The sequence below is a fragment of the Martelella sp. HB161492 genome (assembly GCF_013184775.1).
Classification (GTDB): Bacteria; Pseudomonadota; Alphaproteobacteria; order Rhizobiales; family Rhizobiaceae; genus Martelella.
The window spans coordinates 189,572-202,206 of the sequence record NZ_JAATVV010000006.1 but is presented as its reverse complement, the minus strand read 5'-3'; the positions used below and the strand labels follow the sequence as shown (position 1 = coordinate 202,206).

Sequence of the window (12,635 nt, the reverse complement as noted above, 5' to 3'; positions counted from 1 at the left end):
AAATTGCGGGTGACTTCACATTCGTCACGATTTAGATTAAATCACCTTTGTTTGGTGTCAAGCAGCTTTCTGGGAGGAAAACATGGCGCGGGTCGATATCAGCGATCTGAAAAAGAGCTTCGGCGCTCTCGAGGTCATCCACGGCGCATCATTTTGCATCGAGGATGGCGAGTTCGTTATCCTGATCGGCCCGTCCGGTTGCGGAAAATCGACCATGCTGCGCATGATCGCGGGCCTTGAGGAAATTTCGGCAGGCGATGTCAGCATCGATGGCGAGATCGTCAATGATCTTGCCCCGCGCGATCGCGACATCGCGATGGTGTTTCAGGACTATGCGCTCTATCCGCATATGGATGTTGCGGCCAATATGGGCTTTTCACTGAAACTGAACGGCATCGACAGGGCGACGATTGACGAGCGCGTGCACACGGCCGCTTCAATCCTCAACCTGGAACATCTCCTGGATCGAAAACCCGCGGCTCTTTCCGGTGGCCAGCGCCAGCGTGTTGCCATGGGGCGTTCCATCGTTCGCGCACCCAAGGTGTTTCTGTTCGACGAGCCGCTCTCCAACCTCGACGCCAAGCTGCGCGTGCAGATGCGCTCGGAGATACGCGAGCTGCAGCAGCGGCTGAAGACCACGACCATCTATGTCACCCACGACCAGACGGAAGCCATGACCATGGCCGACAAGGTTGTCGTGCTGAATGGCGGCCGCGTCGAGCAGATCGGCCATCCGCTCGAGCTTTACCGCCACCCGGCCAATCTTTTCGTCGCCACCTTTATCGGCTCACCGCAGATGAACATCATTGCCGGTCCGCCAGCCGCCCGCTTCGGTGCGGCAACCATTGGCGTCAGACCCGAACATGTCCTGATCTCGACGGATGGAGACGGGTGGAAGGGGCGGATCATCTCGGCCGAATTTCTGGGCAGTGACACCTTCCTGAAGGTCGATGCCGGAGACATCGGCGAGATCAACATCCGCACCGACGGCGATGCCGAGATCGCCCTGCAGCAACCCGTCATCATCACGCCGAGGCCTGACAGGCTGCATCGCTTCGATGAACAGGGCAGACGCATAGCGTCAAACTAGATCCATCGGCGACGGGAAAAGCCGCGCGGATCCCGGCAAAAGAAAGCAGCCCGGCCACGACACCGGACTGCTCCTTCCGACTTGAACTCCGACAACAAGGGAGAGGTGAACGAGGTTCAACCCGGCGGTTCTGCCGAAGGGAAATGGAGCCGGCAGAATGGCACGAAGGGAGGCCGGAGCATCAGGTGATGCTCCGGACCGTTGCCATGGCGCTCTGGCCTAACGGGATCCGGTTCCGGTTTTCTGCCCGTTTCCCTCATCCTGAATGTCCAGATTGGCGTTCTGCGACAGCAGCACCGCCTGGACGTCCCGATAGTCGAGTTCACGCGGCTTTTTGCCCTGCGAGACCGCAACGGCGGCGGCCGCTCCCGAGGCCTGGCCGATGGCAAAGGCCGTCCCCTGCACACGCAGTGAACCATGCGCCGCGTGCGAGGCCGAGATATTCCGGCCGGTCATCAGCAGGCCGTCCATGGTTTTCGGAATCAGGCAGCCAAGCGGAATGTCATAGGGGCCTTTCGGCTTGATCCAGGTGCCGCCACCGGCGTGATAGCCCTTGCCGCCCTTCGGATCATGGATATCGACGGGGAAGAAGCCGCGTGCCACCACATCACGGAACCGCCGGCCTTCCACCACATCCTCCTGGGTCAGCACATAGGTGCCGAGAATATGCCGGCTTTCGCGCACGCCGACCTGAATGCCGGTCGAGGACATATAGGCATGCTCGAAACCGGGGACATATTTTTTCATGAAGGCTGCCAGCGACATGACCTGACGCCGGGCCTCGATCTCGGCCCTGGTGAACTCGTCTGCATCGGTCCCCTTGAGCATGCCGATACGGGTCGAGTTGAAGACGATGACATCGGGCCGCATCGTGCTCTGGAACAGAACGGTGTCACGCCCGACGCGATAGTCGCCCGCAGCCTTGGCCTTCTCGACGAAGCTCATCAGGCCCTGGGCGACGAAATAACGCTGATTGATCTCCGGCGGCAGCGGTGTTGCGGAATAGAGTCTGGAGGCCCATTCGAAATCATCGGGATTTTTCTCGACATAGTCGAAGATGGCATCGACATCGACATTGGCCATCTCGAAAAACATCGTCATCGGCTGGCCCAGTTCGTCGCCCGGCCGGCCCCAGGAAAATTCGGCTCCGGCGGCGGCGGCGACATCGCCGTCCCCGGTGGCATCCACGGTCACCGTGCCAAGGATGCTTTCAAAGCCTGATTTGTTGCAGACCTCGATGCCCCTGACCGCGCCATCTTCGACGATTGCCCCACCAATGGCGCTGTGAAGCAGAAGCTTGACGCCGGCCTCTTCCAGCATGTCGAGCGCGACGGATTTGTAAACCTCGCGGTCGAAATAAGCCATGTAGGAGCCGGAGCCGTATTCGGGAACGCATTTGAGATGGCCGGTGCTGCCGCCCTCGCGGCTCAGCCGCTGGACCAGTTCCTGGGGAATGCCCATGGTGATCTGCTGGTCCTCATAATGGAAGGGCGAGAAGGGACCGACGGAGGCCGCTGTCGCCATGCCGCCGAGGAAGCCATAGCGTTCGACAAGCGTGGTTTTCGCGCCGGCCCGGGCCGCCGCGAGAGCGGCGATCAGGCCGGAGGGGCCACCACCGGCAACCACGACGTCGGACTGGCTGTGTAGTTTGAAACGCATCATTATTCTCCTGTTCGGGCAAAGCTTCGCCATCGGTGCGCAATTGAGGATTTTGCACCTTGAAAGCCTTGCTGTTTCTGGTTGTCAGGACCTGTCTGAATTGGGTCAGTCAGACAGGTCCGGTTGGAAGATGGCTAGTATTGATGTGCCTTGTTGTACGTGGCGACGGCCTCGTCGAGTGCTGCCTTCGGATCTATCCCCTGAACGATGGTCTGCTGCAGGGCCTTTGCAATGGTTTCAGACAGCTGCGGAAAATCGACAGGCGTCGGTTCGAAACGTCCGTAATCATGGACATATTGCTTCCATTGCTGCAGCTCGGCATTGGCGGCGAGTTCGGGCAGGTCATAGCTGGACTGCCGGCTGGGCAGGACATTGGCCCTGGCAAAGCCAAGCTGCGCCTGGTTGTTGAGATAGTAATCGATGAAGGCGACTGCTCCTTCCTGGTTCTTTGCGTCGGCGCCAAGCGCCAGCGTCTGGCTGGCGAGCCGTGCCGGCGATGGGGCATCGGCGGAAAAGCCGGGGATCGGGGCTGTCTGCAGCCTGTCGCCCGTCGCATCAGAATTGCGCCCGCCCGAAACGCGGAAGCTGCCCATGATCGTCATGCCGACGGTGCCTGCACGATAGGCGGTGAACATGTCTTCCAGCCCCATCGAAATCGCACTTTTGTTCATCGCGCCATACCGGGTGACCAGATCGCGCATGAAGGTCAGGGTCTTCACCCCGGCATCACTGTTGAAGATCGCTTTGCCGGTGTCGTCGAACACATCGCCGCCCGCGCCCCAGAGGATCGGAATGAAAGCCTCGGTCACGCCGACGCCATTGGCCGCGCTGCCGGCACCAATGCCGAAGCCCATCAGACCATCGGTGCTGATGGCCTGCCCATCCCTGGCCATCTCATCGAGGGTTTTCGGCACGGCAAGTCCCTTGGCCGCAAGCAGGTCATCGCGATACCACAGCAGCCAGGTGCGCGTATCCCACGGCACAGCCATCAGCTCGCCCTTCAGCACGAAGAATTTCAGGTCCGTGACAAAATCATCGGGCAGCATGTCGCGATAGGGCGTCAGCGGCTGCAGCGTGCCGGCATCGACATGCATTGCCAGATTGTCGGAATAGACATTCAGGACATCGGGCCCCTGCCCTGCCGCGGTGGCCTGAATGACCTGTGAATCGTAGCGGGCAAAGGGAATGGAATCCACCTTCACCTCATAGGTATCCTGGGACGTGTTGAACCCGTCGACGATCTGCTTCAGCACCGCCGAGCGCGGATCCGTTCCCTCGGTCGACAGGAAGGTCCAGAAAGAGATCGTTGTCTTGTCCTTGGCAAGCGCCGGGGCTTGCCCCGACAGGACAAATGTTGCGGCAAGCGCGGTTCCAAGCATTAACACTTTGAATTGCATCCTTATTTCCTCCCGTGGATGGCAATTATGATTGATTGTTCGTTTTGGCATGAAGGCAAAGCTCAGCCCTTGACGGCGCCCGCCATCAACCCTTCCACCAGGAAGCGCTGCAACAGCAGGAAGGCGACGAGGATCGGAACGATCGCCATGACGGTCGCCGCCATCAGCGGGCCCCAGTCGATGCCGATATTCGAGATGAAGCTGTAAAGACCAACCGGAAGCGGGCGGTGGGCGTCATCGAGGGTGAGCGTGAAACCGATCAGGAAATCGTTCCAGACAAACACCATGTTGAGGATGCCGCCCGCCAGAAGACCGGGCCGGGCCATGGGAAGGGCAATCAGGTAGAAGGCCCGCAGCCGGCTGGCACCATCAACAAGGGCCGCTTCCTCGAGCTCGACCGGGACCTTTTCAAAGAACCCCTTCAGCAGCCACAGAAGCAGCGGGATTTCCCAGGCCGTATAGACCAGCACCATGGCGAAATAGGTGTTGTAGAGCCCGGTATGGATGGCGAGATTATAGAGCGGAACCAGAATGGCGATGCCCGGGATCATCGACGTTGCCAATATGCCGATCATCAGCGCTGTCTTGCCGGCGAAATCGAACCGGGCAAGCCCGTAGGCGGCGTGGGTGGCAATCACCAGCGCCAGCACGGATGACGTGCCGGTGACGATAATGCTGTTGAGGAAGAAACGCGGGAAGGCGCTCTGCGTCCACACCGAAACGAAGTGCTGGAAGGTCACCGGGTCCGGCCACCAGGACGGCGGATAGCTCAGCACCTGGCTTGTCGGCTTCAGTGCGGTGACGACACCCCAGAGAATGGGGACCAGTGCGAAGGCACAGGCAAGCAGGGCAAAGCCTATCAGCAGAAGCTGTCCCCGCAAGGTTGAAAACCCGTTAGGCATCCTTGCCTCCTCTCAGAATACGGACATAGACCAGCGATACCAGCAGGTTGATCAGAGTGATGATCAGACCGAGTGCCGCGCCGCTGCCGATGTTCCATTGTTCGAAGCTGATTTTCAGGACCTTCAGCGCGAGTGTTTCCGTGCCGCCGAGCGGACCGCCGCCGGTCAGCACGTAGATGAGGGTCACCATGTTGAAATAAAGAAGCGTCAGCTGGATCATGACCACCAGCATGGTCGGCTTGATCAGCGGCAGCGTCACCAGACGGAACACGTCGAGACGTGATGCGCCGTCCATTCGCGCGGCCTCGACCAGATCCTTTGAGATCGTCTGGATCGCCGCCAGCAACAGAAGTGTAGCCTGCGGATAGCTGGCCCAGACATTGATGACGATAAGCGTCGCCATGCCCTGGCGCGGCAGGGCCAGCAATGTCGGGCGGAAGCCGGTCGTCGCGTCGATGATGAAGGGAAGCGGGCCGAAATCCGGGTTCACCAGCCACATCCACAAAAGGGCGACAATCGTCTGGGAAAGGATCCATGGAAGCACGACAATCGTGCGGACAAGCCCCTTGAACGGCAGCGGCGCGTTGAGCAGCAGGGCAACACCAAGGGCCAGCGGAATGACCAGAACCAGCGAACCGAAGGTGTAGATCGCTGAATTGAGCGCGGCGTGCCAGATGCTGCTGTCGGACAAGAGCTGACGATATTGCTCAAGGCCGACAAATTCGACACGATTGGCGTAGCGCGTGCGAAAGGTGCTGGTGATCGCCGCGTTGAAAACCGGATAGATCGAGACCGCAGCGACCAGGGCGACGGCCGGGGCGACGAAGCCGATCAGAAACCAGTTGATCTGTGATTTCTGCGGCGGCTCCGGCGCAGATGACAGGGATGCCATCGGTTGTTCGGCGACCGTTTTCATCGCTGGGCCTCCAGCGCCATGGCGGCGCGTGACAGGGCCTTGCCGCTTGCCTCATCGAAAAGATAAAGCTGATCGGGATCGGCGGCGAGTGTGATCTCGGAGCCTTCGCAGCCGACAAGACGGTCACGCAGGACGCAGACGATGTCGTCATCACCCAGCCGTGCGGTGACAAGGCTTTCGGATCCGGTTGGCTCCACGACCTTCACGCGCGCCCGGATCCCGTGCTGCGCGAGTGCCAGATGTTCCGGTCTGACACCAAGCACGATACGACGCCCTGCACACAGGCGCGCCTGTTCTTCGTGAAGCGGATAGGTCGCACCGGAATCGCTGACAAACAGGCCCGGCCTTTCATGCGGGCAGGTGCCGGTGATCTGGTTCATCGACGGAGAACCGATGAAACCGGCAACGAAGCGGTTGGCCGGATGGTCATAGAGTTCAAGCGGCGCCCCCACCTGCTCCACATGGCCGCCATTCAGAACCACGATCTTGTCGGCCATCGACATGGCCTCGATCTGGTCATGGGTCACATAGATTGTGGTGGTCTTCATCTGCTGGTGCAGTGCCTTGATTTCAGCGCGCATCTTCACACGCAGCTTGGCATCGAGGTTGGAAAGGGGTTCATCAAACAGGAAGACCTGCGGATTGCGCACGATCGCCCGTCCCATCGCGACCCGCTGCCTCTGCCCGCCCGAAAGGGCGGACGGCCGGCGCTCCAGCAGATGTTCGAGGCCGAGCGTCGCGGCTGCAATCCTGACCCGGCGATCGATTTCCGCCTTCGGGGCCCGGCTGAGCCGCAGCGAAAATCCCATATTCTCTGCGACCGTCAGATGCGGATAAAGCGCGTAGCTCTGGAAGACCATGGCGATGTCGCGCGCCTTGGGCTGCAGGTCATTGACGACCTTGCCGCCGATGGAAATGGTGCCGCCTGATATGGTTTCCAGCCCTGCAATCATCCGCAAAAGCGTCGATTTTCCGCATCCCGATGGTCCTACCAGGGCGACAAATTCTCCATCCTCGATGTCGATGCTGATGTCCCTCAGGACATTGAGAGCACCGAAATCCTTGCGGAGTTTCTTGATCTGCATTGAAGCCATTCAGCAATCCTCCCGTGAGCTTCGCACGCCTGGCACCTTTTAGAAAAAGGCCTCCTGTGCCGGCGTTTGTGCAGATAGTAGATACAAATTGCGAGGCATCCTTGTATTCAACGGTCATCACCTTGTATATTTATGCCAGTTTCATGGAATTTGCCGCCGCCAGAAGCGGTGCCAGATTGTCCTGGAGCGCCGAGCGTCTTCCTGGATGCACAAGGACGCTCCAACGAATTGAATCGGCGCATCGTTCTTTTCGAAAATCGAAATCGATTTTCCAGCCGATGCTCTAGCGGCAGGAAGTGAGGCCATGTCGATATCGGAGAACCGAACGTGCAGGATAGGCTTTGTCGTCGTTCCTGACTTCAGTCTCATCACGCTTGCGAGCGGCATCGAGCCGTTCCGCTTGGCCAACATCGCGGCAGGCAGGAAGGTCTTTGACTACCGGACCCTGGCCGTTTTCGACCGTCAGGTCCTGTCGAATGACGGCGTGCAGATGCTGGCGGAAGACGAGATCAGCACGCTTGACTTCGATATTGTCTTTCTGATCGCCAGCCTTGATGCGGCTGATTTCGACAGCGCAAAGCTTTCAGCCTGGCTGCGGCGGCTCGACCGGGCCGGTGCGATGATCGCGCCGGTTGGCGCTGGCACGATGATTGCCGCGCGTCTTGGTCTGATGGACGGCTATCAAAGTGTCACGCACTGGCGGCTCTACGACCGGTTTCAGGAACAGTTTCCGCGCGTGCACCTGCAACGCGGCGTGTTCTGCATTGACGGGCGACGGGCCTCGGGCGCCGGCGGCGCATCGACCACGGATCTGGCGCTTCAGGTGGTTGCCAATCTGGTGGAACCCCGCATCGCCGTCGAGGTGGCGGAGGTGGTCATGGTCTCGAAAATCCGCAGCGGCTCGGATACGCAGCGCCTTCCCACCCGTTGGCGCTTCGGCATCCGCGACGACCGGGTCGCCCGGGCGATCGAGCTCATGGAAGCCTATATTGAAAACCCGCTGCCGCTGGAGACCATTGCGGAAAGGCTCGGCCTGTCACTCCGGCAGCTGGATCGGGCCTTTGGCCGGGCGCTGGGAAGGACGCCGAAGCAGCAATATGTGCTGATCCGGCTGCAAAGCGCCCAGCGGCTCCTGCTCGAGACATCAGAACCGATCTATCGCATCGCCATTCGATCGGGCTTTTTCGATTCGGCCCATTTCTCGTCAAGTTTCAAATCGGCGTTCGGCATTCCACCGACCGAGATGCGAAAGCGGACCGCGCCGTAGCCCTGCGCCGTGGTTCGGGAAAACCGGGCAGACGGTCAAAAAGGCATTCCGCTCTTCAGTTCGGCATGGTGGCGTAAACAGGAGTGCCAATGACGCCAAGCGCCGCCGCCATCCGCTATGTGCCGATGGTGGCGGGGCTTCGTGTATCCTGTGCGCCGGCTCGACCGGTTGATCGGCCGGGTGCTGTCGTGGAAGCCCCCGTTCAGGCCGGAAACCACTTATGAAAAACCCTCAGCCTGTTCAGGCAGAATGATCCATCTCACCCATCATGTTCTGTTCAGCCTTGTCTATGCATTCATTCAGTTTATCAACGCTACCCTGAATGAGACTCATCAAGTCGATGTGGTTCTGAACAAGTGAATCATAAGTACGGTAGATTTCGCGGGAATGCGCCTTGAGCCCGTCATCGATGGCGAGATTTTCAAGCGCCGTTGCATCGTCACGGCGCATTTCGCGCTGGCGAGCCTGCAGGTCGAACGCGTCAGTATGAGCCTCATACGTTTTGGGGTGCAAAGGCAGCACCGTCTGTGATTTCCCAAGTTCATTCAGCGCGGTATCGACCGAGGTGAAGGAAGGCAGTGCCGGCGCGCCGAAACGCGAGTACTCGTGACCGATGTCTCGGGGAAGAAGATTGGCAACGGAATGAATGGTGCCATTAAGTTCAAGGACTATTTCGCACAAAGATTTGCAGGATTCGTTGTAAGCCTCACTCAGCTTAATCAGGTCGCTTCTTGTGTCGTTCAACGGCGTCACCTGATCTTTATACGTCGTTGCTTCTGCTTGCTTGAGCTTGGGTAAACGCGCATCGACCCAGTTGCTTCTGAGTTCGCAGGCCCGAAAAGTCTGGTGGGCGCGTGCCAGCCTGACAGTTTCGATTGGCGGTTGGCTGGTGCGCAAATCATCAGCGGACCTGAAATGAGATCGGTTGTTCTGAAGCGAAGAAAACATCATTGATTTTTCCTTACATTTGAAACAGGCCGAACGTAATTTTCTTTCGTCTTATATAAAATTAACTTTAGTCGATATGCGGCATTTGCCGGCTCGATACCCGCGCCCCCTTGCCTATGTCAAAACAATGCCCTTCCTCTCCGCTTTCGGCCTGGAGACGCACCGCGTCCTGCCTGCGTCGCCTATCAGACAATGAGAATTTTTTATAAGTTCATCTAGAGCTAGCTCTCAGCCGATAAACACCGCAGAGGAGAGCAGGATGGTGAATTCGGTTGGCAGTGGGCAGGGTCCGGCGAAGGCGCCTGCAGAAGCGCCACCATCATCGACCGCGGCGCCGTTTGCAGGCAGCGCTTCGTCATCGGTCGGCCAGGCGCGGGCTAGCCGCAAGCGAGCCCGTTGCGAAGATGATCAGGACAAGACATTTGACGCGGGTGCAGGACCTAAAATTGGACGTTTTAGCCCACAGGATTTGGCTCGTCTCGAGCCGCTGGACCGATTGGTGCGGAAATTGGTCGAGAATATTGGTGACGCCACGCAACCGTCCGACAACGTCATACAAAGCTGCAGACATTTCTCAGCCCACTACTGCGAGCTGCCCGAGGGCTTTCGGTTGCAACGGCTTGAGCAGTGCCTAAAAAACCTGTTCGGATTGCCGGAAAGCGACGGCACGGACGAGATGTCGAAGAGCCGATGCATATCTGCCGCCTTCCGGTCTCTGTGCTATGCGGTCAGCATTTCGTCGGACTGGAAGGCAGAAGGTGAAGACAAGACCAACAACCGAGGCGACCGGATCGAAGGTATTATGCTGTGCGCCAAGGCCCTGTGCAACCCGGCTGTGTCCGAGCAGCAATCAACCTTCATGGAACTCTGCGGCTACCGTGCCTTCGATGATCTGAAGGATGCGACGATGCGTCTGGACGACGAGAGCCAGCCGCTGTTGGTCGGGCAGCTTGTTGAATATCTTAATAAAGTTCCTGCATCGCAGACGTCTGCGGCCCGCAATGCGCTTGAGCAGGCCTTTTCCAACACCCGCTTTGCCGATGATTTTTTCGATCTGACCTTGCTGCAGAACGAAAAGGATCACGGCGGTTCAGCTACGCCCGGGACATCGTCTTCAACAGCCTTAATGCAGGCGCCGCGACAGGATGGCCTGGCGGGGCTTCTCGCATCTCTGCCATTCTCGGACCCGCGCAATTACAGGATGGACAAGGGCTGAACGCTGACGGTCCGGCAGCGTTCTGATCAAGCAAAATCGGACGGTTTTCAGGTTGAACATGGATTCCGGCGATGCCGATATCGGCTATCCGCATTCGCCGCCAACGATCGAATGACATGCGGTCTGGCGTTGTCTTCACGTGGCGGCGCTGTCCGTTCCGTGTCTGCAATTATCATTTTGGAACACAAGAACACTCTATCTCTCGTCCGGTCGAAGCTGTCCCGTCTTCAACCGCCGCGGCGCATGCACCGAAACCAACAGCATCAGAACAATCCGCTTCTGCGGTTTTCGCCCAGACTATCCGGCGACCAGCCAGCACCGAACTGAGCAAAGATCAGTTGGCCAGTCTCGACGGTTTGGCTGCCAGGCTCTCCTGCTCCGTTCCCCAGGAACGGCAGAGATCCTTTGAAACGGCGGTCTTTCTCGCCGAGCCGTCCGCAAAGGCGAAGATCATGCGCCTTGCTGAAACGGTGGGTAAAAATCTTGGCAGCAATGACCCTGGCGTCCGCGCTGATTCATGTCTTCTGCTGTTCAAGTGGCACTACATCTGCGGTACCGCTATCCCCTTTATGGGTGTACCGGGGGTTTCCGAAGCACTCGTCAGCGTGCTGGACGATCGCGAACTCGGGACACTTCCCCTTGAAACGCTGGAGGCGCTGACGGAGGTCGCCGCGAACAGGTCTCGGCTGATGGCTGTACCGCGGCTTCCAGAGATTTTGTCTGACATTCTCCATGACGCAGCCCCGCAACACAGGCAACTGGCAGCAGATTGTTTGGAAAAGCTGGCGCGGGACCGGGATGGCAAGCAGCAGCTCGCCGAAACGCCTTACGTTCTCACAACATTGCGCGACGTTCTCGACGAAAACGACGCGGCTCTTGCCAGTTCAGTCCTCGATATAATTTCAAATTTGATCGGGGAGTGGGGCAGAATGGCAAATTTAAGCGAGACGCCGGGGCTAGCCAAGTCGATTGCCGCCAAACTTTCACTGGATCTGGACGATGGACTTCGTTCCCGCGCAGCCTACATCATGAGAGAATTGGCAGAATGCGGCGGCAGTGGCGCGCGCCTGGCGCGGGAAGACGGCATAGTCGAGACACTATTCGAATGCATCAAGGACAACCGAAGTTCGAATCCAGATGGCCAGAATGCATTGGACAATGCGATACAAGCCTTAACTCTGCTTGTCATGAACCCCGCCTGTGAGCAAAGGATGATGGCGCTTCCAGAATTTCCGCAGACCCTGGCCGACTGTATCAATAACGGCAATGTTGAGTCGATAGCGCACGCGCTGGATCTGATCAGCATAGTCGCAGGTCAGCCTCAAAATCGCCCTCGCCTGCTGGAAATGGACGGCATAGTCACCGCAGTCTTCGACAAGCTTCACGATGACAATCCAAACATCTTAAGCAAAGCGATCACGTTAATCCGCCAGCTGGCAGAATCTGAGGAAGACACGGAAAAATTGGTTGGCATGCCGGGATTTCTCGAGGGATTGCGGGACAATCTCCTCGATCATGGCAATGGCAATCCCAAAGAAGACAAAAATCGTTGTGACGCCATGATTTTATTGCTGAAGCTAGCGATATATCGGGCAAATCAGCGACCGATCATGAATGTGCCGGGACTTGCTGAAGCCCTGCGCGACAGTCTTGGTGACAGAAACAGCGACTTTTCGTTGACGGCCTGCCAAATATTGGGGATCCTGTCGTATGATAGGGACAATTGTGTTGCCTTGCTGCAAGTGCCAGGGATGTTCAATTCCCTGATGCGCAACCTCAGTAAACCAGAGTTCGAAGTGGGACAGTCAGACAACAGACCGCGCCCTACGAACACGCTGTTCGACACGATAATCGTATTTCGAAACCTGTTGAAACATTCCGGAAGCGCGGAAAAGATTCTCGATGGTGCGCGAAATTATGCGCCGAGACTGCGCCACGCCCTGAGCAGGGCCACGCGGAGCGGAGCGGAGGACGTGCGGCCATTAGCCATCAATACACTTGCTCGCCTCGATGCATTGAGCGGACCCGCAACAACACCGGATTGACGATGACGCGTCGGCTGATGAAGCGGCCGCTGCATTTCCGACATTGCCATCATTGTGGCGCTGTCAGCTTCGAAAGACGAGACGTTCCTTCGTCTGCCTGT

Annotated in this window: 10 protein-coding genes; 4 read left to right on the top strand and 6 right to left on the bottom strand. The window is 58.3% G+C overall.

The features are described from left to right. The first annotated feature begins 82 nt into the window (after nt 1-82). The gene (gene ugpC, locus HCK86_RS11875; protein WP_176084684.1) at nt 83-1,090 is read left to right on the top strand and encodes a sn-glycerol-3-phosphate ABC transporter ATP-binding protein UgpC; all 1,008 of its coding nucleotides are present in this window, start codon (nt 83-85) and stop codon (nt 1,088-1,090) included. A gap of 219 nt (nt 1,091-1,309) precedes the next feature. On the opposite strand, the gene HCK86_RS11870 is transcribed toward ugpC (HCK86_RS11875), so the two are convergent. The 5 genes from HCK86_RS11870 to ugpC (HCK86_RS11850) all read right to left on the bottom strand — a co-directional run bounded on the left by HCK86_RS11870 (nt 1,310) and on the right by ugpC (HCK86_RS11850) (nt 7,058). Beyond that, complete coding sequence (locus tag HCK86_RS11870; RefSeq protein ID WP_176084683.1) at nt 1,310-2,749, bottom strand: FAD-dependent oxidoreductase; 1,440 nt, start codon at nt 2,747-2,749, stop codon at nt 1,310-1,312. A gap of 134 nt (nt 2,750-2,883) precedes the next feature. Beyond that, nucleotides 2,884-4,146: a sugar ABC transporter substrate-binding protein gene (locus HCK86_RS11865; RefSeq protein WP_176084682.1), complete on the bottom strand. Its 1,263-nt coding sequence runs from the start codon at nt 4,144-4,146 to the stop codon at nt 2,884-2,886. A 62-nt stretch (nt 4,147-4,208) separates the two neighbouring features. Continuing rightward, complete coding sequence (locus tag HCK86_RS11860) at nt 4,209-5,048, bottom strand: carbohydrate ABC transporter permease (RefSeq protein ID WP_176084681.1); 840 nt, start codon at nt 5,046-5,048, stop codon at nt 4,209-4,211. Then, nucleotides 5,041-5,964 (bottom strand): sugar ABC transporter permease, encoded by a 924-nt coding sequence (locus HCK86_RS11855; RefSeq protein ID WP_176084680.1) that lies wholly within the window; start codon nt 5,962-5,964, stop codon nt 5,041-5,043. Before HCK86_RS11855 ends, HCK86_RS11860 begins: the two co-directional genes overlap by 8 nt. After that, nucleotides 5,961-7,058 (bottom strand): sn-glycerol-3-phosphate ABC transporter ATP-binding protein UgpC, encoded by a 1,098-nt coding sequence (gene ugpC, locus HCK86_RS11850; protein ID WP_176084679.1) that lies wholly within the window; start codon nt 7,056-7,058, stop codon nt 5,961-5,963. Before ugpC (HCK86_RS11850) ends, HCK86_RS11855 begins: the two co-directional genes overlap by 4 nt. Before the next feature lie 304 nt (nt 7,059-7,362). On the opposite strand from ugpC (HCK86_RS11850), the gene HCK86_RS11845 reads away from it, so the two are divergent. Further along, nucleotides 7,363-8,325: a helix-turn-helix domain-containing protein gene (locus HCK86_RS11845; protein WP_176084678.1), complete on the top strand. Its 963-nt coding sequence runs from the start codon at nt 7,363-7,365 to the stop codon at nt 8,323-8,325. 240 nt (nt 8,326-8,565) lie between these two features. On the opposite strand, the gene HCK86_RS11840 is transcribed toward HCK86_RS11845, so the two are convergent. Beyond that, nucleotides 8,566-9,276 carry a hypothetical protein gene (locus HCK86_RS11840; RefSeq protein ID WP_176084677.1) on the bottom strand — a complete coding sequence of 237 codons (711 nt, stop codon included), beginning with the start codon at nt 9,274-9,276 and terminating at the stop codon, nt 8,566-8,568. 256 nt (nt 9,277-9,532) lie between these two features. On the opposite strand from HCK86_RS11840, the gene HCK86_RS11835 reads away from it, so the two are divergent. Both HCK86_RS11835 and HCK86_RS11830 read left to right on the top strand, forming a co-directional pair. Further along, on the top strand, nt 9,533-10,489 hold the full coding sequence (locus HCK86_RS11835; protein ID WP_176084676.1) for a hypothetical protein: 957 nt from the start codon (nt 9,533-9,535) through the stop codon (nt 10,487-10,489). Between the two features lie 71 nt (nt 10,490-10,560). Continuing rightward, nucleotides 10,561-12,534, top strand: a complete 1,974-nt coding sequence (locus HCK86_RS11830) for a hypothetical protein (RefSeq protein ID WP_176084675.1) — start codon at nt 10,561-10,563, stop codon at nt 12,532-12,534. Nucleotides 12,535-12,635: the final 101 nt, after the last annotated feature.

What these genes read in the sequence shown, in the direction of transcription:
- HCK86_RS11865 (WP_176084682.1), bottom strand. Translation starts at nt 4,146, where the DNA reads ATGCAATTCAAAGTGTTAATGCTTGGAACCGCGCTTGCCGCAACATTT.
- HCK86_RS11855 (WP_176084680.1), bottom strand. Translation starts at nt 5,964, where the DNA reads ATGAAAACGGTCGCCGAACAACCGATGGCATCCCTGTCATCTGCGCCG.
- HCK86_RS11835 (WP_176084676.1), top strand. Translation starts at nt 9,533, where the DNA reads ATGGTGAATTCGGTTGGCAGTGGGCAGGGTCCGGCGAAGGCGCCTGCA.
- HCK86_RS11830 (WP_176084675.1), top strand. Translation starts at nt 10,561, where the DNA reads ATGCCGATATCGGCTATCCGCATTCGCCGCCAACGATCGAATGACATG.
- HCK86_RS11870 (WP_176084683.1), bottom strand. Translation starts at nt 2,749, where the DNA reads ATGCGTTTCAAACTACACAGCCAGTCCGACGTCGTGGTTGCCGGTGGT.
- ugpC (WP_176084679.1), bottom strand. Translation starts at nt 7,058, where the DNA reads ATGGCTTCAATGCAGATCAAGAAACTCCGCAAGGATTTCGGTGCTCTC.
- HCK86_RS11845 (WP_176084678.1), top strand. Translation starts at nt 7,363, where the DNA reads ATGTCGATATCGGAGAACCGAACGTGCAGGATAGGCTTTGTCGTCGTT.
- HCK86_RS11840 (WP_176084677.1), bottom strand. Translation starts at nt 9,276, where the DNA reads ATGATGTTTTCTTCGCTTCAGAACAACCGATCTCATTTCAGGTCCGCT.
- HCK86_RS11860 (WP_176084681.1), bottom strand. Translation starts at nt 5,048, where the DNA reads ATGCCTAACGGGTTTTCAACCTTGCGGGGACAGCTTCTGCTGATAGGC.
- ugpC (WP_176084684.1), top strand. Translation starts at nt 83, where the DNA reads ATGGCGCGGGTCGATATCAGCGATCTGAAAAAGAGCTTCGGCGCTCTC.